This window comes from Paenibacillus sp. H1-7 (genome assembly GCF_022354825.1).
Lineage (GTDB): Bacteria > Bacillota > Bacilli > Paenibacillales > NBRC-103111 > Paenibacillus_S.
In genome coordinates, this window is the sequence record NZ_CP031168.1 from 6,922,448 (window position 1) to 6,943,753 (window position 21,306).

Sequence of the window (21,306 nt, forward strand, 5' to 3'; positions counted from 1 at the left end):
ATGCTAGCGGACCCTTTCCCGCCGCTTTTCTTGGCCGGCCTGCGCTTACTGCTTGAGAAACTCATCGCGGTATTGACCGGGAGTCATGCCGACCAGTTTGCGGAACGTACGGATAAATGCCGTCGTATTCGTGTAGTTGAGCTTTTCTGCGATCTCGGATATTTTCAAGCTCGTCGTCTCCAGCCACGTCTTCGCCATGGACATCCGGTAATCCGTCAAATATTCGCTGAAGTTAATGCCCATTTCCTTCTTGAACACCCTGCTCAAATAAACAGGGTGAAAATTGAGGATCGATGCGCATCCTTCCAGTGAAATATCCTGATCGAACCGTTCGTGAACCAGCTTGACCATCTGATCGGCGATATTCACATATTGCGACTCGGCTTGCTCGTTCAAGTAACGGGTGATCGGCTCGAATAACTCGGCCTTGAACCAGCGGACAATGTTCTCGAGCGTGTTCAGCTTCAGGAAATAGTCCATCGTAGCCCGCGGCCCCAGCACTTTTTTGACCATCCCGCCCTGCTCCTGAATGAGTTGAAATGCCTTGGCGATCAGCTGCATCATGAGCACCGGATATTCGTTAACATGAATGCCTTTGTCCACAATAACGGCAATATACTTGTCGAACGACTGATGGACACGATCCATATCCCCGAGCTTGAGCGCCTGGATGAGCTGATCCTCGAGCAGCTTCAGCTGCGTATAGACCGTGATTTCCAGCTCTCTTCTGCCGGCATCGATGTCCTCGTAGTGAACGATAATCTCGTTGCCAAGGCTCATCCTGCTTTTTAAAGCCTCAAGACATTCGCGGTAGGCGCGAACCGCATAGACAGGCCGATCGAACGGACGGCTGATCCCTATGCTGATCGGAAGCTGCAAATAGCTGTGAATCGTCCGCTTGATCGTTTCGGCCATCCGGAAAAAGTACGCTTTACATTCCGTTTCGTCTTCAAAGCGGCATGCCAAGAGCGTAACCTGGGATTGCTCAAGCAGCACCGGACTGAACCGCTCCTGCTGGGATACAAGCTCTCCCACCATATTGTTGATCGCAAACAGCAGAAGCTCCTTGTCGTTCTCCTGAAAACGGCTCTCCTGCAGCGTATCGATCTGAACCGTGATGACGCCTAATTTCGCCCATCCGGCCGGAAAGCCAAACTGCTCCGAGCGATAGGCAAAATCGCTGTCTGATAGCTGTCCTGTAAACGGCTTCAGCATAAAAAATTCCTTAAGCTGCGTAAACTGCCCGACCACCTGCTGCTGCAGCTGCTTCTCGGTGCTGAACAGCGTACGGAACCTCTCCTCGATCCAGACGAATTCGTCGTTGTGCGACTTTCCCTCCACCTCGATGTCTTTGGTGACTTCAAACAGCCTCTTGATAGGTGAATACATGCGCCGGCTTGCATATAAGGCAAAGAGCGCCACGAGGATAAAAATGGCCGAGCACGCTATAAAAGTAACCCAGGCAATCTTCTTCGATTGCTTCGTAATTTCCTCTATCGATGCAGCCGACACATAAATCCATCCGTTATACGGAGACGAGCGGTACGATATGCCCAGCTCCTTGCCGTCAGCATACGCGTTGAAAAAGCCGGAATCCTCCCCGGATGCCCGCAGCTTATCCGTCACCAAGCCGTAAATGGCCTTGTTTCCGCCGGTCTCATGGTTGTCCCCGAGAAAATCGCTGCCTTCACGGTCGAGCACGTACACTTCGCCGAGCTTTTTATTTTTGGACAGCAGGTTGCTGATTTGCCGGTTTTCAATTTCAACGATCAACAGCCCTTTGGGCTGCGTGGTCATCGGGATCACAGGTATTTTGTACACAAGACGTATGACCTCGGGATGGGCTGCCGCCTCTCCGGCACTGTCCTCTGCATCGGATGAATCCCCGTTCGCCCCCCATTGACCGGTCACCCAGAACAAGCTGTTGGGCTGCTTCGCATAGGAGGCAATGATGTCATGGTCTGCAAACGTGCTGAATTTGCTGAACATGGAGAAGCTGACCATCCAGTCTTTATTCAGGTTGATCAGATAAGCCTCGCGGACGCTGGTGAACGTCTGCAGGTTGTACAGACCTTTGGACAAATCGCGCAGCTTGGCAAAATCGTTATAATCCAAATCCTCGTTCAAGGATGAAGCGACGGTCGGCGAATTGACGAACTGCAGCGAGGTCAGCTCCAGTGTCTTCAGCACCTGCTCCACGCCCATTTGGGTTTGCGTCAACACCTGCATATTGCCGTCCTTGACCTTGTCCTCGATATCGCCCGAGGCAATGAAATACGAGATGAGCCCTATAGAAATCACAGGAACCGCCGCGAGAATAAAGCTGTAGCCCAGCAGGCGCAATAAGTATTTCGGCAACAAGCGATTCCCTCCTGTAATCGGTATGGTACGAGGCTTGAACCGCTTTATGCGCAACGCGGGGAAGGAGGCAAGTCCCTTTCTCCCACGCTGCCCTTTGCATATAAACGTCAAAGCAGCCCAGTTTCGGCTACATTATACAGGAACGCTTATGTTCCTGCAAACGTTTTCCCGAGGACCGCGCCGCCTAACGTTATACTTACAGGCTTACTTATTATCTTGAAGTAGGATCCCGTTTCACGCTATAGTCCGAATTTAACTTTATTGCGATTGCGGTGGAAGCTGCGATTATTTGCAGCGAGAAAAATCAGATAGATTGGCATCAAGGCACAGGTGATGACATTGCTCACGTTCCGCTAAAGGATTGAAGCCTTCAGGCTCAGGCGCCCAGCTGTTCGCGGCGGTAAGTCGGAAAATCCGTCTTACAACCGAGGGTTTCACGTTTCTGCAATCTGTTAGAAGGAAAATCCGTCTTACAGATTACCTTCAGGCTCAAGCACCCGGCTGTTCGCAGCTGTAAGTCGGAAAAACCGTCTTAAAAACGGGGGGCTCGCGTTTGCGCATTCTGTAAGACGGAAAATCCGCCTTACAGATTGCTTCAGGCTCAGGCACCCGGCAGTTCACGGTTTTAGCAATTTTAAGACGGAACATCCAGCTTACTGATTACCTCCAGCCGCAGGCACCCGGCAGAAGCCGGCTGGCTCCTGCACTACGCGTTCTAGTGTGCGATCCCTCTAGCACTCCCCACAAAGAATTTGTGCTGCAGTCGAACAGACTCGCAGCACCATCAATCGATCACCCGCTCCCTTATCGGCAATGTCACCGACGCTACGCTGTCGGGCGACGGCTTTCTCCCGTGCATCAGCCGATACTCCCCCGGCGTCATGCCTTGGCGCTTCCGGAACGAGCGGATAAAATTTTGCGAATTGGTGTACTGCAGCTTGTACGCAATCTCTTTTACGGGCATGTCGGTTTCAACAAGCCATTGGCAAGCCATCTTCTGCCGGTGCCGGGCCAAGTATTCGCTGAACGTAATGCGCATCTCCTTATTGAACAAGCCGCTTAAATAGTTGGAGTTGTAATGCAGCCGCGCGGCCACAGACTCAAGAGTCAAAGCAGAATTATATTCATCATGCACGATCGCAATGATTTGGTTCAGTACCTTTCTTCTATACGACTTCGAGTTAGGCTGCCCGTCCTCATAATCCGCGGTAGGCTGCTCATCGAAGAAACAAGCGCGTGCAGCCTCCTCAGAATTGTCCCGGAACGGGGAAGTCTGCATACACTCGCGATAAGCAGTCGGGGTATCCGCGATATCGGAGTACAGACTGCTTACCCCCGTCGACGCCCGCAAGGATAAGCGGGTATAAACGGCAGCCTGAATGCTCATCGTCCATGCGGTTATACTTCTTTTGAAGAGATCTCTGTCCTCGCTTGAACTCGCAACCAAGATCATCAGCTTGCGGTCGATCCACACGGAACCGAGCCGGGAGCCTTTCGGTATCAGCTCTTCCGTCATATTGCAGACAGCGAACTCCAGCAGCTCCTTATCGCCAGCGTCACCTTCCTTCGCCTCAACCCGCAAGGCCATCACGGCGAGAAGCTTTGATTCCTCCAGCAGGTCTTTGCGCTCCGGCCATCGTCTGACGAGCTCGGATTGCGTGCACCCTTCACGGAACAGCCTTTGCAGGAAATAAGATTGAATTACGGTTGTCTGACTGTGCAGCTGATGCTCCAACCGCCATTTCATCACGTTCAAATACTCAAGCTGCGATTCCTTTTGCTGAAGCTGAAGGCTTTCATCTTGTACGGTGCACGAGTCCAAGGAGCCCTCGCCTTTCACAGGCCGCTGAACCTTCTGCACCTTTTGCACCCCGAACAGGACCAGGGACAGCAAGCCTATCGCACCGCACAAGTACACGTATCCTCTCCATGCAGCAGCCAAGCCAAAACCTAATAGGGCAACAACTGCTATACTGATTGCCGCACCTGTTATAACCTGATGCTTACCGGTATGTTTTACTCGCTGCAATGGACCAGCCTCCCGAAGAAATTGATTGTTATGGAAAAGTCCTACAACACCATGTATTGTACCTTTTATTTCCATTGCAAGCATCGTCCTGATTTAACTTGTAAGCATCGACGCTAGTCCTTGTCTCTACCCTGGCTGAACCGCGAGCCTCGTCGTAACGGACCCTAATGCCGCTGCAGCAGGCGTCCCCCTCGATGTTCAAGAAAGTGCAAACCGTTCAAGAAAGTGTAAGCCAACCGGATCGCAGGAACAAGAATATGCAATTGTTTGCCCTTCCCGTATTGGATATGATGTTATCAATGATGGATATGACTGCGCTAAAGCGTGGACAAACTTTAAATAGAACATAAACGGGCTGGAGAGATGAACATGACAAAAAGGTTATACCATGGCGCGGCTTTTTACCCTGAGCTCTGGAGCGAGGAAGTCGTTGAGCAAGATATTCGGATGATGAAGGAAGCAGGCATCAATGTTGCGCGAATCGGAGAATTCGCATGGTCAAGAATGGAGCCCGAGGAAGGGCAGATCGATATGAGCTTTTTTGTAAAAGTCATTGAGAAGCTGCATGATAACGGCATCCAGACGGTAATGTGCACACCGACGCCGACACCCCCGATCTGGTTTACACACGGTCACCCGGAGCGTATGTATGTCGACGAGCACGGAACCGTTATGGGGCACGGGTCGAGGCAGCATGCCTGCACGAACAACTCTTATTTCCGAGAGCGGGCTGCGATTATCACTAAGCATATAGCCGAGGCATTGGGCGGCTTGCCCGGTATCATCGGCTGGCAGCTCGACAATGAATTCAAGGCTCACGTGGCCGAATGCATGTGTGAGACGTGCAAAGGGCTGTGGCATCAATGGCTCGAGGGGCGTTACGGAACCGTTGAAAAGCTGAACGATGCCTGGGGCACCGACATTTGGAGCGAATATTATCACCGCTTCGACCAGGTACCGCAGCCGGGAGCGGCGCCGTTCCTGCACAACTCCTCGCTGCGGACGATGTATCAGCTATTTTCCTATGAGAAAATCGCGGAGTTTGCGGACGAGCAAGCGGCCATCATCCGGGAGTATTCCGATGCTCCGATTACCCATAACAGCAGTATCGCTTTTCACGTCGATAATGAACGCCTGTTCAAGCATTTGGACTTCGCTTCGTTCGATACGTACGCCAATTTCGACAATACTCCGGCTTACTTGATCAATTGCGATTTGTTCCGCAATTTCAAGCAGGGCAAGGATTTCTGGATCATGGAGACGAGCACGTCGTTCAGCGCGTCGCTGGAAAGCTATGCGAAGCCTCATCCGAACGGCTATTTGCGCTCCGAAGCGGTCGCCGCTTACGCATTGGGCGCGGAGGCGTTCTGCTACTGGCTGTGGCGCCAGCAAAGAGCGGGCTGCGAGCAGCCTCACGGCTCCGTGATCAGCGCCTGGGGCAAGCCGACCATCGGCTACCAAAGCGTGCTCGAGGTTGAGCAGGCTCGCCAAGCGATCGAATCGGCCATGGTATCGTCGAGACCGGCGCAAGCTGAAGTGGCCATGACGTATTCGGACCGGTCCAAGGCGTTTTTGAAAACCGAGCCGCACCGCAAGCTGAATCACCGGGGGCTCGTCACTTCGTTCTACGAGCGGATTTTGACTGCGGGCATTCATCGGGATTTGATACCTGAGGAAGCGCAGCTCGACGGGTACAAGCTGTTATTCACCCCGTTCCTTCATTATATATCGGCAGAATATCTGGAACGTGCCAAAGCCTTCGTGAGCAATGGCGGCGTTTGGGTTGTCGGGCCGCTAAGCGGAGGAAGAACCGAGCAGCATACGATTCATACCGATGCTGCGCTTGGTGCGGAGCTGGAGACACTTGCAGGAGTGGAGACGCTGTACACCTGCCCTATGGAAGGCACCGATACTGTAGGACGAGCATTCGGCATGACCGCTCCGCTAAGTCTCTGGAGCGCCGTATTCGAGCCGAAAGAAGCGACGGCGGTAGGCTTGCTCGAAGGCGGGTTGGCTCCCGGTAAAGCCTTCATAACCGAGAAGCAGCACGGAAAAGGCAAGATCGTCATGCTAGGCTCACTACCGGCCGGCGACGAAGGAAACGCCCTGCTGGATAAGCTCATCCGCCACTACGCCGCGGAAGCAGGCGTAACGCTTCAAACGGACGTTACGTCAGGCACTATCGTAGCACCTAGAGAAGCAGACGGCCACCGTCTGTGGGTTATCGTGAACATGGACGGCATCGGCGGCAGCGTCACCCTTCCGCAGGAAGGCACCGATGTATTGACGCAAGCTTCCGTCGCGGCCGGCAAGCTGGACATCGGCGCGTACGAATATCGTGTCATCCAATTTCCCGGAAAATAATCATTCGAGGGCGACACCTCCTCGATAAACAAAAAAAGAACCTCTTCCCACCACAATTTCCTTTGTGGAGATAGAGGTTCTTTTGCTATAAGAGCTTAGTGGCTTTCCTGTTCGTGCGCCGCCTCTCGCCTATTCGATAAGAACAAGTTCAGCAGAATCGCCGTCAACGACCCGGATACGATGCCGTTTTGCAGCAGCATTTTGGCAAAGTCCGGCAGCTGATCGAACATTTGCGGCAATGTGGCGGAGCCTAATCCAACGGCGATGCTGGTTGCTGCGATCAGCAAGTTGCTCTCCTTGCGCAGATCGACCTCGGACAAGATGGAAATGCCGGAGGCAGCGACGGAGCCGAACATAACGATCATCGCTCCGCCAAGCACCGCATTAGGAATAACGGTCGTCAATGCGGCCAGCTTCGGCAGAAGACCGAGAATGATCATAATGCCGCCGGCTGCGAAGATAACGTCGCGGGTTTTGACACGGGTTAACGTGATCAACCCTACGTTTTGCGAAAACGCCGTATAAGGGAATGCGTTAAAAATACCGCCCAGCATGATAGCAAGTCCCTCTGAACGCAAGCCATTGACGATCTGCTTGGACTCGACCTTCTGATCCGTAGCTTTGCCGACGGCAAAATATACGCCTGTGGACTCCACCATACTGACAATGTTCACGATGATCATAGTAATGATTGCCGTGATGCTGATCTGCGGAATACCGAAGTAGAACGGCTGAGCAACGCTGATCCAGGAAGCTTGTCCTACCGAGGAGAAGTTCACGATCCCCATCGCGTAACCGGCAACCGTCCCTGCAACCAAGCCTACTAGAACCGAAATCGAACGCAGAAATCCGGTCGCGAACCGGTTTACTAATAGAATGACAACGAGCGTGCCGATAGCAAGCAGCAGGTTATGACCTTGTCCGAAGTCCGGACTTCCTTGTCCGCCGGCCGCATTGTTCATGGCAACGGGAATGAGGGACAAACCGATAATCGTTACAACCGACCCGGTGACGATCGTAGGGAAAAACTTCAGCATTTTGCCGTACAGCGGCGCTGCCAGAACGACGAACAAGCCGGAAATAATAATGGCTCCGTAGGCGGTAGCCAAATTCGAGGTCGAGGCGATCGCAATAATCGGACCGACCGCAGTAAACGTACAGCCCAAGATAACCGGCAATCGGCTGCCGAAATATTTGGTGCCCATAACCTGCAAAATGGTCGCCAGACCGCAAGTGAACAAATCGGCCGCAATCAAGTAAGCCATTTGGGCAGGGCTCAGCTTAAGCGCACCGCCTACGATCAACGGCACGATAACGGCACCCGCATACATAGCAAGCACGTGCTGAAAGCCTAGCGTTACTACCTTTTGTTTGCTTAACATCCTACACTACACTCTCCTTGATCTTACGAATGGATGCTTCTTCTTCGACAAAGTTGACAACGCCCGGCGCCATGGAGGCAATTCGAGCCAGCGAGTGAACGCGAATTCCCTGCTCCTCCAGCAGGCTGCGCCCTTCCTGAAAGCTTTTCTCAATAACACAGCCGACGCCCACAAGCTCCGCTCCCGACTGCTTCACGATATCGACGAGTCCGACCAGCGCAGCGCCCGTAGCCAGGAAATCATCTACAATCAGCACTTTATCTCCCGGATTCAAGTATTTCTGAGATACGCTGACCTGATACGTCTCTTGACGCGTAAATGAATGAACCGGAGCAGCATATACTTGCTCGGTGAGCGTGACCGCTTTCTTTTTCTTTGCATATACAAAAGGAACTCCGAGAGCAATACCTGCCGCCATCGCAAATTGAATGCCGCTTGCTTCAATCGTAAGTACCTTCGTAACAGGCTGATCGGCAAAAATCCGCGCAAGCTCCCGGCCAATCTCCAACGCCAGCTGCGTGTCCACCTGATGATTCAGGAACGAATCGACCTTCAGCACCGTATCGGATAAAATTAACCCTTCTTGACGAATGCGCTCTTCCAGTAATTTCATGTTTAGTTTTCCGCCCCTTTGTTAACTTATCTGCGTGCCCTCACACGGTTAAAAACCCGCAATGCCCTCACCGTTCAAGCCATTCCATCCGAATGAACCCGCTTGTTAACAGCAATATTCGGCAACAAAAAAAGACAGGTTCCTTGAGCTGTTTCTCAAGTGAAGCCTGTCCCTCTGGGCTTTTATCCCTCATGGTGTAACACGAAAAGTGTCTGCATCGCTCGGACCAGCCTTTCCCCCAATCAGGAGGAAACGGAACCCTAGATGCGCTATCACTCATAGTCAGACAATTGCAATGGTTGTCCGGTAGAAACTTATGGGCCATATTCCCAAAATTATACGAGTCGTTTGAAGTTTTACTTGTCTATAGTACACACTCTTCCCCGCGGTTTCAAGAGGAAATTTTTCAAGGCTCCTCTCTCTTCGCGCGCTTGTCAGGGAAGGCTTTTCCATTGGAAAATATATCCGTAAATTGCGCGGCGTGATCGCGCTTGTTTCCCTACAGAGAATAAAAAAAGTCCGGCACCTGCACCGGACTACGCAGACAGATTTACATCGAGACAGAGCTTTCTTTGCTCCCTCCGGTTCTCAGGCCCGATACGAGCTGCGATTCCAGCGACAGCACCATATCCATGGACGCAATTTTTTCCAACGCGGAAATGACATGTTCCTGCTTTTTAATTTTGAGACTGAAATGCAAATGCATGGAAGGCAGCACCGCCGGACTGCCTCCCGCTTGCTCGTCATCCGGCATCATTTTCAAATTCGCGATCTGTACGTCGTGATCCCCGAATACTGAGGCTATTTTGCCGAGCGAGCCCGGCTTGTCAATAATTTGGATGTCCACCTCGTGGAAACGGCGGTTTCTCATCAGATGCTTCTCCCACTTATTAAGCAAAAACAAACTGACCAGCACAAGCAGCGTACAAACCATCGCTCCCGTATAAAAGCCCGCTCCGACGCTAAGCCCAATGGCTGCGACTACCCATACTGAGGCCGCCGTCGTCAATCCCTTAATCATGTTGCCGTTGCGCAAAATCGCTCCCGCTCCCAAGAAACCGATCCCGCTAATAACCTGGGCCGCCAATCGGGCAGGGTCCATCCGGACGTTGGCCTCATTGACAAATTGGGAAAAGCCGTAGGCGGATAAAAGCATAATCGTCGTCGATCCGAGACAAACGAGAATATGAGTCCGAAACCCCGCCGCATGATTGCTCCACTCCCGTTCGATACCGATCAGCCCGCCCAGAACGACGGCCAAAATCATCCGGAGCACCAGCTCCCAATGCGTTATTTCCCATACACTTGTACTAACCGTATCCACTGCACGATCTCTCCCAGCTTTCGTAAATTGATGAATTCCCATTCTATGCGAAGGTATTCGGTAAGTATGATTTCAGACGCAGTGAAAGCGTCTCCGTTTTGAATATTAAACCCTATTATATCCATGAATACTGCCTGGGGCAATGAGATTTAAGGCCTTTCCATAATTGATTCGCAATACCCTGCATAATCGGTGGAACCAGGGACACCTGCCTTTACATATGATGGAGCAAGGGAGGTTCGCTATGAAAATAAGAAGCGTTCTTAATGCACTCTTTGGCCTATGGTTTCTCTTCACACCCTGGCTTAGCGGTTATACGGATCCGCCGTCCGTCATTTGGATTTATGGAATTGTTGGGGCTGTTCAAGCTATCGCCGCTTCGGCTGCACTCTGCATGAAGAAAGGGGACTCGCCGCCAAACTTGCTTACACTGATCACGGGTATCGCGATGGCTGTCATTCCATTTACCGGATGGAGTTTACCGCTGCCTATTGGCGGGATCAGTATTATTTTGGGTATCGTCACCATGTTATTCAGCTTCGCAAATTTGGGTGCCAGAAAATAGCTTGGGTCTCTCCCTCGACACCATGCATCATTTTCCAGCCGACAGCAAATACTTAACAATAAAAAGAAGAGGTGTAGAGCATGTTCAGCAGCATCCTAGCGCTCCTGAAGGACTACTTTATTCCGAAGCAGAGCGACAATCCTTTCCATTATTATGACGAATACGGGCATTATTCGTACTTCCGGTTAGCGGAGTGGGAGTATGAATCGGTAAGTGACGATCCGGATTATAAGAAGTTCCCTTGAACATAATTTTCGCGACAGCCCATTCCATAATGAAAAAACGGCCCCTTCTATTAAGAAAGGGCCGTTCTATTTGGAGAAACCAATGAAAATTCGAAATATAATTGTATATTCCGGTGGGATATGCCTCTCCAGCCGCTGTTGTAACCTATGAATCTGATTAGAATTAGTGGTATTTTCACAGATTTCAAAGGCGGACGTAAACTCTTCCAAGGCATATCCCCACCTACGTACTACAATATTTCGAAGCAAAAGGTTTCTGGACATAGCGACGGCCCTTCCAAATAAGGAAAAGGCCGTTTTTTCTATGTTAGCTATAGCTTATAAAAGCGTACGCAAGTCGGTTGAGGAAGCGTAACGGAATGTCTGGTCGGTACCAGCTTCCCGCTATCGCGATCAACCTTGAATACATGAACGGAATCGGAATCCTTATTGGCCGCGAGCAAATATTGGCCGCTCGGCGTCAGGCTGAAATGTCTCGGATGCGATCCTCCGGTAGACATATGCTGTACCAGAGTCAGCTTGCCGCTCGCGGAATCGATGGCATATACTACGATGCTATCGTGTCCCCGGTTGGACCCGTACAGGTAAGAACCGTCAGGCGATACCTGCACTTCCGCGCAGCTGCTTGTGCCGTCGAAGTCTTCCGGCAGCGTGGATATCGTCTGAACGGCTTCGAGCTTGCCTGCCTGCTCGTCGAAGGCAAACACCGTCATGGTGGAGTCGAGCTCATTGATCACATAGGCATGCTTGCGGTCCGGATGGAAAGCGAAATGCCGAGGTCCAGCCCCCGGAGCCAGCTTAACTTCGTCGTGCGGCTCAAACTTGCCGTTTGCCCTATCCAAACGGTATACCATCACTTTGTCCATGCCCAGATCCGGAACGATTACGAATTGATCAGACGGATCCGTATAGATCGAGTGCGGATGCGCGCTATCCTGGCGCTTCGCGACAACGCTTGCGCCTTCGTGCCGTACTTTGTCGGCCAAGGCTCCCACTTCTCCGTTCTCCAGAACGGGAAACAGATTGATCGTACCTTCGGAGTAGCTGACCGTCATCGCGAAGCTCTCGCTGCCGTCGAGATTAATATGCGTAGCCGATTTGTCCAAAGAAGGCTGCTGGCCCGCCAGCGCCAGCCTTCCTGTTTCCGCATCGATGCGGAAAGTAAGGATGGCGCCGCTATCTTGCCCCTCATCCGCTTGAGTATATGTATACAGCAACCCTTTATCTTGGCTGATCGTCATGAACGTAGGATTCAGCATACCGGCCACCTGATCGATAAAGCTCAGCTCCCCGGATTGCTCGTCGAACCGGTATACATGAACACCGGGGGATTGCTTGTCCGAATACGATCCGAAATACGTTATATATTGGTTGGATTCCATTGTTCCATCTCCATTCATCTGATCAATAGTGAAGCATTGCCTATATTGTATCCGAATATTCCATGCGACGCCATTGCGTCTTAATCCAGCGCAACCTGGCTGCCGCCGGCGATTTCGACGATATTGCCATCGACGCTGATCCATACGGATTGGGCCGACGGGTTGTATACGAACTCGCTGGAAGCGGAAAATTGGAGCTGACGGAACGCTTTGATGTAATCGACGATTTCAATATTGGTCGCGTACCAGATATCGTCCCGTTTGCCGATATATTCGCAGAACCGTTCGATCAAATCCCAATTGTTGTCGTTATCGAACTCGTAGCTGTGTCCCCAAACGTACATCATGTACAAATATTGCTTTTTATGAAGCTCGACGAAAGCTTCGGCCAAGCCCATCAGGTTTTTGTTATGATGGCACGTAGGCTTCCACTCCATCAAATCGTCCGGCAGCCCGAAGCCTCCGGTAGCTTGCACCACTCTCGCATATTCTAGCCCAAGATGAGGCAGCAGCTCTTTGATTTGGCTGTTGAACGATCCGTTAGGATACGACATACCCCGTACGGTATAACCTACAAGGCGCTCCAATGCTTTGCGGTCTTCAAGCACCTCATGAATCAGCTGCTCCCGGGGTGATCTCGCTATCGTCGGATGGGTTACGGTGTGGGCCGAAACCTCATGTCCTTTGTACAGCTCGGCGATTTCGCCTTCCGCGATGCGGTCGCCCGTACCGAGCAGCCCGGAGTTCAGGTGGAACGCGCCCTTGATGCCGTATGTATTAAAAATGTCGACGAGACGGCGGTCCGCCGCTCTTCCGTCGTCGTAGCTCATGGTGAGCGCTTTAAATTTGCCTTCCGGATAAGTCATCAAAATTTTGCCCATGTGAACAAACGCCTCCTATAAATGGATGATCTAATGAATAGTGTACCATTGATGGGAAAATGTGAAAACAGATGGCGCGGATTCGGCGCGATGAGGGTTGCGGCAGCTCTGTAACGCGGTTTTTCCGCGTTAGGGCTGTTGCTTTTGCGTTATGCCGCACTGTAACGCGGTTTTTCATGCTTACAGCGCGCGGATTCAGCGCTGGGGGGCTTGCGGCAGCTCCGTAACGCGGTTTTTCCGCGTTAGGGCTGTCGCTTTTGCGTTACGCTGCGCTGTAACGCGGTTTTTCATGCTTACAGCGCGCGGATTCGGCGCGCCTGGCTTGCGGAAGCGCCCCCTTCATAGGGGCGCGATGCTCAAGTACCTTAGAGCTGCTAGATATCGCAGCTCTGTATAAGCAAACAAAGCCTTCCGAAATGACAACGGAAGGCTTTGTTGCTTCTATTTATAGCGGCGGATGAACTCGACCGCCTTGCGGATATCTGTCTCGGGCTGATCGCCCACTTCGCGCTCGATCGTCAAATAGCCTGTGTAGCCGATCTCCTGCAGCGCAGCAAAATAAGCGTCGAACGGCACTTTCCCTTCGCCGAGCGGAACCTCCTTGAAAATTTCGCCGGACGAGACCATCTGCGCAATTTTCCCGTGATCCATCGGCTCGAAGCCAAGCGCGCCGTACACTTCGCGAGGATCGACCTCGCGGTAGCGGATACCGTCCTTCACATGCGTGTGAACGATGTAGTCCTTCAGCAGGCGGACGCCCTCGACCGGATCATCGCCGGTTACCATGACCATGTTCGCCGGATCGAAGTTGACCGATACGCCGTTCGTACTGAGCGTATCGAGGAAATGCTTCAAATGAGCGGCACGCTCCGGTCCGGTTTCGATAGCGAAGTAAGCGTTCATGCTCTTCGCATACTGACCGAGCTCCTCACATGCGGACTGCATGCTGTGGAACACTTCGCTCTGCTCATCTTCCGGTACGATGCCGATATGCGTCGTCACGATATTGGTGCCGAGATCCATAGCGAGATCCAGAATGCGCTTGGACTTCTCGACTTTAGCCGCGTTCACGGTCTTATCCTGAAAGCCGTGGCCGCCCAGATCGCCGCACAAGGCGGATATTTCGAGACCGAGCGAGGCGATATACGCTTTGAGTTCCTTACGGGCATCGGCCGACAGCGCAGCCGGATCCATTTCGCCGCTAACCGCGTAAATTTGCACCCCGTCCGCTCCCACATCTTTGGCCTTTCTTAATCCTTCACGGACACCCAGGCCGAAGCTGTCGACGATAACGCCGATGCGGTTCGTCAATTTCATCCTCATTTCCTCCTTTAAACATCACATGTCAGGAACATCATGGTAATAATTCTAGAACGGGCGACCGATTCCTTTTCTCGCCGGATAATTCGTTCAGGAGCAAGCCGCTTACCCTTTTACCGCGCCAGCCGTCATTCCTTTCATAATCTGCTCCTGGAACAGCAGGAACACGGCAATCGTAGGCAGCACCGCAATCGAGAGAGCGGCCATCGTAAGCGCGTAATCCGTCGAATAGCCCGTGGCGAATACGGAGAGGCTGAGCGGCAGCGTTTTTAACGCAGGCTTACTTATAAATACAAGCGCAAACGCAAAGTCATTCCAAAACCGCAAAAAGGCTAGAATCGCTACTGTCGATAGAGCAGGAATGCTTAACGGCAGCATAATCCGGAAGAAAATCCCCCAATAGCCTGTGCCATCGATTAAAGCTGCCTCCTCGATTTCTTTGGGAACCGAAGTCAGATAAGCGGCGGCAACGAATATCGCAAGCGGCAGCTCGAACGCCGTGTATGGCAAGATCAGCGCCCCGTAGGAGTCGAGCAGACCGATTTTTTTCATAATAATGAACAGCGGCACCAAAGTGCTATGAATCGGAATGAGCATTCCGAGCAAAAACAACCCCATCATCAGCGGCTTCAGCTTAAACTCGAACCGAGCCAATACATAGGCGGCCAGCGCCCCCAAAATCAATGTCAGCACCAAAGAAACAATCGTCACAATGCTCGAATTGATAAGCGAAATTCCCATCCCGGATACTTTCCAGGCGCGCACGAAATTATCCCAATGCCATTCGGTAGGCTGAGCAAAAGGCCGCGAGTAAAACTCCTCGTTCGACTTGAACGCACTGATGAACAGCCAAATCAGCGGGTACAGCGTAACCAGGGCATAGAGCGTGAGCAGCACATTGATAAGGCCTCTGCTCCATTTCACCTTCTTTTGTCCCTGCGGGAGAGCGGCCGTCTTCACTTGATACACCTGTTCCATCCTAATCCCCTCCCGTTATTAGCGAACGTCCCGCTTCATTAAATATTGGCTTCCTACGATCAGCACCATGCTGAGAATAATGATTGCGGTCGATACCGCACTTCCGTAGCCGTAGCGGAATACGTTGAACGTATTATTGTACATGTACGAAGCGAGCAGCTCCGTGGAATGCGCGGGTCCGCCGCCGGTCATGACATAGATCAGGTCGAACGCCTTAAGGCTGCCGGAAATACACAGCACAACCGCTACCTTGATCGTATCCCAAATCATCGGCAGCGTAATGACGAACAGCTTGCGCACCGGTCCGACTCCGTCGATTTGCGAGGCGTCGTCGATTTCCGGAGAAATATTTTGCAGCGCCGCGATAAACATAATCATATACGGACCGATATAGTTCCAAATGATAGGCACCATGATCGCATACATCGAGATTTTCGGATCGGACAGCCATGCTTTTTTCCAGGATTCCAAGCCTACCGTCTCCAGCAGGAAGTTGAGGATCCCGATTTGCGGATGATAAATGTAGCCCCAAATAATACCGACAACGACCGAAGACAGCACCATCGGCATGAACACCGAAGCGCGGATCATTCTTTGAAACAGCGTGCTCTTCATAAGCAAAAGCGCGAGCACCAGAGCGATCGGCACTTGTCCGAAGACGGAGGCGGCTACGATCAGCATGTTATTTTTGAACGATTTCCAAAAAAGCGGATCCTTCACGACTTCCACATAGTTGTCGAAGCCGATATATTTGGCGGCGCCGATCCCTTTCCAATCGAAAAAACCGTAGTAAGCGGACCAGAACACCGGAATGATCACAAAAAAGGCGTACAGCAGAAAGGCCGGAAGAAGACCAACCGTTATGAATCCTCTTATACGTGCCGCTGTTGACATGGCTTCCCCTCCTAAGAGTTTCGCGAAGCGAAACTGACTTCGTAAGCAAATACTTAACTTTGCTTTAGCAAAGTTACTTCGTAAACGTAAACTGAGTTCCCCACAGGCTCTTGAAAAAGCAATTCCAGTCTCTTGTTCAAAGACTGGAACCGCTCCAAGCTTTAAGTTCGGTTACTTGACGCCGAGCGATTTGGCTTGCGCGTCCTGAATCTTCTTCGCGATATCCTCCGGCTTGCCGCCCATCAGCAGCTCTTGCAGGCCGTTGTTGACCACATCGCTGGCCGCGGAGCTGAGGACTCCGTCATATACCGGCGTTCTTTTCACTTTGCCGACCATTTCATACACTTGCGCGAACAAGGAAGACACTTTCGTTTTGTCGAGCTCCACTTTATAGCTGACGAGCTGGTTGCTCTCGAGCGTCGCCTTTTGAGCCGCAGGGCCGGACAGCGCATAGATCAGCTCATACGCCGCATCCTTAGCCGCGCCGCTTGTTTTCTTGCTCATGCCGAGACCGGTTCCGACTACGCCGGACAGCGAATTCGGATCGCCTTTGCCGTTAGGCACGGAAGGCAGCACCGTCACGCCGATGTTGTCCAGCACTTCCTTCGACGCATTGGCCGCAAGGTTCGTCAGCGCCCAGCCGCCGTCTATCATCATCGCCGCTTTGCCTTGCGCGAACATTTGCTCCATTTGCGTATTGTCGATGCTGTTGAAGCCCTCCTGGAACGCTCCCGCCTTGCCTAGCTGCTGCAGGTAAGTCAACGCTTGTACGAATTCAGGATCGGTAAACTTCGCTCCTTTTTGGTTCGCCGCGTTCAGGAACCATTCCGTGCCGGTCACACGGTCCGCCAAAGAGCTCAAAATACTCGATTGCGCCAGCCAAGCGGCCTTGTTTCCAAGCGCGATCGGCGTCATTTTGTCCTTCTTGAACGTTTCCACGAGACTCATCATTTCATCCCATGTTTTCGGAGGCTTCACGCCGTATTTATCGAAAATCGTTTTGTTATAATAAAGAATCGAAGTCGGGGACAAGCCCATCGGCGCGCTGTACGTTTTGCCGTCGATGGTGAAATCGTCGAACGAGTTCGGCAGGAAGCCGTTTTTCCAATCCGGTTTGCTGTCGAGCAGCTGGTTAATCGGCTGAAGCAAATCTCCGCCAACGAACTCCTTGGTCATAACGCCCGGCCACATCACGAACAGATCCGGCATTTCATTGGCTGCGGCAACCGTTTTCAAACGAGCTCGATAACCATCGGGCGGGATGCCCTGAATATCCAGCTCCACATTCGGGTGGTCTTTCTTGTACTGCTCCATGACGCTTCTCATCGTTTTGGCGCGAAGGTCGTCGCCTGTATAGTTATGCCATATGGAAAGCTTTACTTTTTGTTGAGCGTTATCTTTACCCCCGCCCTCGCCGGCAGCCTTGCTGTCGGTACTTGCGCCGGTACCGCAGGCGGACAGCAAAGTCGTTGCCATTACCGCGGTGAGCGCTATCGTCGTCGCTTTTTTCATCTTGTAGTACCCTCCTCGTTCATCTCTTCTCTTTACAAGCCTTAGTATAGGGGACAACGGTCGGACGCAAAACGGGAGAGACTTCGGAGGCAGGGGGGAAATTTTTCAGCCTTTTGGCGATTGGCGGAATTCCGACGGCGTTTGCCCGCTGAATTTTTTGAATTGCTGGCTAAAATATTTGATGTCCTCGTAGCCGACGCGATTGGCCACCTCGCTGATTTTGGCCTGTGAGCCCTGCAGCAGCTCGGCCGCTTGCCGCATCCGTTCCTTCGTTACGAACTCGATATAGTTGAGCCCCGTTTCCCGTTTGAACACCTCGCTGAAATGATTCGGGTTCAGATGAACGAACTTCGCTACCTGCTGGAGCGTTAGATTTTGATCCAGATTTTCTTTAATATAGGCAATCGATTTATGAATATACGAGAACTTGGTTTCCGCGATCGATTCATGAAAAACGGACATGACGGAAGACAGCAGCCGGAACAGCTCTTCCTCGGGCTGGCCTGCCAACTCCAGCGTGAACTCCCTCCGCTCGTTATCCGGACCCGTTCCTTCCTGAGAGGCTCCCGTACCGGACCCCGCCCGCTCCAGCCATCGATGCGCGGACAAAACAAGCGACTGCAAATAAGCCTGCAGCGATGCCGGTGTGACCGAAGCGTCCTCCATCTGCGTGCGAACCTTTTGATTCACCCAGTGCCGCAGCTCCGTCAAATTGTTGCTCAACAGGATAGCCGAGAGCTCCGCCTCCTCCTTCTGGGAGCATACGGTTCTTCCCCCTCGGCGGTCCTTTACGTCCTCCATGGCAAAAAGCCCTCTGGCCGCCACCAAGCCGCGGAAAGAAAATACGTGCTCCGCCTCGCGGAAGGAGACTGGAAGCTCGTCCCAGCCTGCGGCAATGGAGCCGAGAGCGGCATAAACGGTACATTTTAGCGTCTGCTCCACCCGGTCCAGGGCCGCCTCCAGCGATGCCTTGTCCGTGACGCCGGGCACGTAGCGGGCGACCAGCACAATCCGGTCCTTCTTCAGCAACGTAACGGCAGGAAGCAGCTCGAACAGCATATTATCGGCTGCGCCTAGCAGGAGACGGGCCAGCGGGTTATCGCCCCAGCCGGAAGCGGAAACCAGCAGCACTTGCATCGGGGAGAGCTCCGCTTCAGCGGCTTGCACCCCGTGCTTGCGAAACCAGATGTGCAGCTGTTCTTTGACCGAGGCAGGCTCCTGATCGAGCCCTTGGGTGACGAGCCGCTCCAGAAGCTGGCTGCGAAAAGCGGCCGTCTGGAAGTTTTCCTGCTTCAATGCCTCCCACTTCTCCAATATGCGCTGCTTCGCTTTCATCGCCGCTTTTATTATTTCGTCGGGACGGCTGGTCTTGAGCAAATAATCGGTCACGCCTTCCCGCAGCGCCTGCTGTGCATACGTAAAATCATCGTATCCCGTTAAAATGACGATCTCCGTGTCCGGCAGCAGCTCCTTCACCTTCTTCGCGAGCTCGATTCCGTCCATGCCGGACATGCGGATATCCGTCAAAATGATATGCGGCTTCTCCTCCGGCACACGCGCCAGCGCTTCTTCAGCCGATGCCGCAGGTGGAAGCAGCTCCATCCCCAGCTCCTTCCAATCGATAACCGTACACAGTCCGGTGCGAATGATCACTTCGTCGTCAACTATCAAAATTCTCATGTCGTTTCCTCCGTTAACGGAATGATGAATGATATCGCCGTTCCTTTGCCCGGCTCGCTCTCAATAACAAGACCGGATTCGTGCCCGTAATGAAGCTGCAGCCTCTGATGCACATTGCGCAGGCCGTAGCTGAACTTCGTTCCTTTGCCGCGAGACACCCCCTCATGCACGGTCAAGCTTCGACGGAGCTCACGCAGTCTGGCCGGCTCGATGCCGATTCCCGTATCCTCCACGATAAACTTCATCCCTGACGTCCCCTCCAATTCACCGTGGACATAGACATTGCCTTTTCCTTGCTTTTTCTGAATGCCGTGAATAATGCTGTTCTCGATCAAGGGCTGCAGCAGGAGCTTCAGCATCGGGAGCTGCATCATCGCCGGATCGATATAAAACTCCACCTCGAATTGTCCCGGGAACCGGATCGCTTGAATGTATACATAATTTTGCGCGTGCGCCACCTCCTGCTGGACAGGGCAAAATTCCTCCCCCTTGTTCAAGCTGAACCGCAAGAAATCGCTGAGCGCCCCCACCATTTCCGCAATCTGCTTATCCTTGTTCATCAAGGCGATCCAGTGTATCGAAGATAACGTGTTATATAAAAAGTGCGGATTGATTTGCGCCTGCAGCGCTTGAATATCGGCTTCCTTTTTCATCGCCTCGTTCTTCTGCACCTGCTCCTTCAGCCGCTGGATCCGGTCGCTCAGCTTATTGTAGCTGCGCAGCAGCAGACCGACCTCGTCCGTGCTCCTCACCTCGAAATGAGGAATCGGCTCGTCGGGATTAATGTCCTTCATGTTTTGCGTCAGCCGGGTCAGCGGCTTCGTCACCCATTGCACGAAATAAAGCACCAAGCCTGCCGCGAGCAGCAGCCCGAGACCTACCGCAAGCGCCGTGACCATCAGCACGTAGCCGCTTTGCGCCGTATAGATTTGCGTCGGAATGAAGCCGACCAGCTTCCATTGCAGACTCGGAACCGTGTGATACAGAATCGTTGTCTGCTCTTTGCCGGTCCCGTAATTCAGCATGCCGCTGTCTCCTTCGAGCTCCCCGAAGCCCGGAAAAATATCGCTCACCGTCTGATTCAGCCATTCCTGCCGGCCGCTGGACAAAACGCGGTTGTTCTGATCCAGCAGCAGGACGAACCCGGTCTTCTCCCAGCCGGCCCCGGTCAAATAACGGGAGATTTCGGCTTCATCGACGCTGATCGATACCATCCCGAGCGGCTTGAAATTGTTAATGCTGCGGACAGGCCGGACAAGCGAAACGACCCGCTTCAGCCCCTCCGTCGTCTGGTTCTCGTAGAGCGGCGACCACCACCTCGTGCTGCTGCGGTATGCCTGCTCGTTTGCCTTCAGCACCTCGGGCAAGCCGGACTTCAATACCGTCGTATTGGAAAGCGGCGGCTTTCCTTTATCATGCGTGATCGTAATGTTGGATATATATTTTTTGGAAAAAGCCAGGTTCGTCAAAAAGCCCACATTAAGCGTAAAGCGGACCACATCCTCCTGTTCGTCATCGAGATACGCCTGAATATCGCGCTGCCCGATTAAAAACAACGACATATTTTCCGCATCCTGAATAATGAATTCCAGCTTGTCAGCAATTTGGCGCAGCGTGTTCATGCCCGATTGCTTGGCCTTTTCCTCCGTTAAGGAAATGGCGATCTGGTAAGAGGCAACGCCGGTCAGCACAAGCGGCAGTAAAATAGCGAACAGCAGCAGCATGGACAGCTTTCGTTTTAACGATTTTCCGAACCAACGCTTCATTCTTAGGCTC

General features: G+C 52.5%; 15 protein-coding genes, 1 pseudogene and 1 riboswitch. Of the genes and pseudogenes, 3 read left to right on the plus strand and 13 right to left on the minus strand.

Going from position 1 to position 21,306, the window contains the following annotated elements; translation table 11 throughout:
• Positions 1-45: 45 nt before the first annotated feature.
• A complete protein-coding gene (locus DVH26_RS30480) occupies positions 46-2,358 on the minus strand; it encodes a helix-turn-helix domain-containing protein (protein WP_239628863.1) in 2,313 nt (770 codons plus the stop codon).
• Between the two features lie 787 nt (positions 2,359-3,145).
• A pseudogene (locus tag DVH26_RS37405) lies at positions 3,146-3,508 on the minus strand (helix-turn-helix transcriptional regulator); the annotation flags it as partial.
• A 1,251-nt stretch (positions 3,509-4,759) separates the two neighbouring features.
• On the opposite strand from DVH26_RS37405, the gene DVH26_RS30490 reads away from it, so the two are divergent.
• Positions 4,760-6,754: a beta-galactosidase gene (locus tag DVH26_RS30490; RefSeq protein WP_239628867.1), complete on the plus strand. Its 1,995-nt coding sequence runs from the start codon at positions 4,760-4,762 to the stop codon at positions 6,752-6,754.
• Positions 6,755-6,849: 95 nt separating this feature from the next.
• On the opposite strand, the gene DVH26_RS30495 is transcribed toward DVH26_RS30490, so the two are convergent.
• From DVH26_RS30495 to DVH26_RS30505, 3 genes are all read right to left on the minus strand, one after another.
• The gene (locus tag DVH26_RS30495) at positions 6,850-8,136 is read right to left on the minus strand and encodes a nucleobase:cation symporter-2 family protein (protein ID WP_239628869.1); all 1,287 of its coding nucleotides are present in this window, start codon (positions 8,134-8,136) and stop codon (positions 6,850-6,852) included.
• A gap of 1 nt (position 8,137) precedes the next feature.
• Entirely contained in the window at positions 8,138-8,749 is a 612-nt protein-coding gene (locus DVH26_RS30500; protein ID WP_239628871.1) for a xanthine phosphoribosyltransferase, read from the minus strand.
• A gap of 259 nt (positions 8,750-9,008) precedes the next feature.
• Positions 9,009-9,112: riboswitch (purine riboswitch) on the minus strand.
• 187 nt (positions 9,113-9,299) lie between these two features.
• Positions 9,300-10,073, minus strand: coding sequence for an MgtC/SapB family protein (locus DVH26_RS30505; protein ID WP_379458560.1), 774 nt, complete (start codon positions 10,071-10,073; stop codon positions 9,300-9,302).
• Positions 10,074-10,317: 244 nt separating this feature from the next.
• Here DVH26_RS30505 and DVH26_RS30510 point away from each other — a divergent pair, with 244 nt between their 5' ends.
• Both DVH26_RS30510 and DVH26_RS30515 read left to right on the plus strand, forming a co-directional pair.
• A complete protein-coding gene (locus DVH26_RS30510) occupies positions 10,318-10,638 on the plus strand; it encodes an SPW repeat domain-containing protein (protein WP_239628873.1) in 321 nt (106 codons plus the stop codon).
• A gap of 80 nt (positions 10,639-10,718) precedes the next feature.
• Entirely contained in the window at positions 10,719-10,883 is a 165-nt protein-coding gene (locus DVH26_RS30515; protein ID WP_239628876.1) for a hypothetical protein, read from the plus strand.
• A 311-nt stretch (positions 10,884-11,194) separates the two neighbouring features.
• On the opposite strand, the gene DVH26_RS30520 is transcribed toward DVH26_RS30515, so the two are convergent.
• The 8 genes from DVH26_RS30520 to DVH26_RS30555 form a co-directional block, all read right to left on the minus strand.
• Positions 11,195-12,265: a lactonase family protein gene (locus DVH26_RS30520; protein WP_239628877.1), complete on the minus strand. Its 1,071-nt coding sequence runs from the start codon at positions 12,263-12,265 to the stop codon at positions 11,195-11,197.
• A gap of 80 nt (positions 12,266-12,345) precedes the next feature.
• Positions 12,346-13,146 (minus strand): polysaccharide deacetylase family protein, encoded by an 801-nt coding sequence (locus tag DVH26_RS30525; protein ID WP_239628879.1) that lies wholly within the window; start codon positions 13,144-13,146, stop codon positions 12,346-12,348.
• Between the two features lie 441 nt (positions 13,147-13,587).
• Positions 13,588-14,463 carry a sugar phosphate isomerase/epimerase family protein gene (locus DVH26_RS30530; protein ID WP_239628882.1) on the minus strand — a complete coding sequence of 292 codons (876 nt, stop codon included), beginning with the start codon at positions 14,461-14,463 and terminating at the stop codon, positions 13,588-13,590.
• A 108-nt stretch (positions 14,464-14,571) separates the two neighbouring features.
• Positions 14,572-15,444 carry a carbohydrate ABC transporter permease gene (locus tag DVH26_RS30535; protein WP_239628884.1) on the minus strand — a complete coding sequence of 291 codons (873 nt, stop codon included), beginning with the start codon at positions 15,442-15,444 and terminating at the stop codon, positions 14,572-14,574.
• Positions 15,445-15,462: 18 nt separating this feature from the next.
• Positions 15,463-16,338 (minus strand): carbohydrate ABC transporter permease, encoded by an 876-nt coding sequence (locus tag DVH26_RS30540; protein ID WP_239628886.1) that lies wholly within the window; start codon positions 16,336-16,338, stop codon positions 15,463-15,465.
• A gap of 171 nt (positions 16,339-16,509) precedes the next feature.
• Complete coding sequence (locus DVH26_RS30545) at positions 16,510-17,850, minus strand: extracellular solute-binding protein (RefSeq protein ID WP_239628888.1); 1,341 nt, start codon at positions 17,848-17,850, stop codon at positions 16,510-16,512.
• 105 nt (positions 17,851-17,955) lie between these two features.
• Entirely contained in the window at positions 17,956-19,530 is a 1,575-nt protein-coding gene (locus DVH26_RS30550; RefSeq protein WP_239628890.1) for a response regulator, read from the minus strand.
• Positions 19,527-21,296 carry a cache domain-containing sensor histidine kinase gene (locus DVH26_RS30555; protein ID WP_239628892.1) on the minus strand — a complete coding sequence of 590 codons (1,770 nt, stop codon included), beginning with the start codon at positions 21,294-21,296 and terminating at the stop codon, positions 19,527-19,529. Before DVH26_RS30555 ends, DVH26_RS30550 begins: the two co-directional genes overlap by 4 nt.
• Positions 21,297-21,306: the final 10 nt, after the last annotated feature.

Coding starts and splice junctions, on each gene's coding strand:
- DVH26_RS30545 (WP_239628888.1), bottom strand. CDS start 17,850: ATGAAAAAAGCGACGACGATAGCGCTCACCGCGGTAATGGCAACGACT.
- DVH26_RS30495 (WP_239628869.1), bottom strand. CDS start 8,136: ATGTTAAGCAAACAAAAGGTAGTAACGCTAGGCTTTCAGCACGTGCTT.
- DVH26_RS30535 (WP_239628884.1), bottom strand. CDS start 15,444: ATGGAACAGGTGTATCAAGTGAAGACGGCCGCTCTCCCGCAGGGACAA.
- DVH26_RS30540 (WP_239628886.1), bottom strand. CDS start 16,338: ATGTCAACAGCGGCACGTATAAGAGGATTCATAACGGTTGGTCTTCTT.
- DVH26_RS30490 (WP_239628867.1), top strand. CDS start 4,760: ATGACAAAAAGGTTATACCATGGCGCGGCTTTTTACCCTGAGCTCTGG.
- DVH26_RS30530 (WP_239628882.1), bottom strand. CDS start 14,463: ATGAAATTGACGAACCGCATCGGCGTTATCGTCGACAGCTTCGGCCTG.
- DVH26_RS30510 (WP_239628873.1), top strand. CDS start 10,318: ATGAAAATAAGAAGCGTTCTTAATGCACTCTTTGGCCTATGGTTTCTC.
- DVH26_RS30515 (WP_239628876.1), top strand. CDS start 10,719: ATGTTCAGCAGCATCCTAGCGCTCCTGAAGGACTACTTTATTCCGAAG.
- DVH26_RS30525 (WP_239628879.1), bottom strand. CDS start 13,146: ATGGGCAAAATTTTGATGACTTATCCGGAAGGCAAATTTAAAGCGCTC.
- DVH26_RS30550 (WP_239628890.1), bottom strand. CDS start 19,530: ATGAGAATTTTGATAGTTGACGACGAAGTGATCATTCGCACCGGACTG.
- DVH26_RS30520 (WP_239628877.1), bottom strand. CDS start 12,265: ATGGAATCCAACCAATATATAACGTATTTCGGATCGTATTCGGACAAG.
- DVH26_RS30500 (WP_239628871.1), bottom strand. CDS start 8,749: ATGAAATTACTGGAAGAGCGCATTCGTCAAGAAGGGTTAATTTTATCC.
- DVH26_RS30555 (WP_239628892.1), bottom strand. CDS start 21,296: ATGAAGCGTTGGTTCGGAAAATCGTTAAAACGAAAGCTGTCCATGCTG.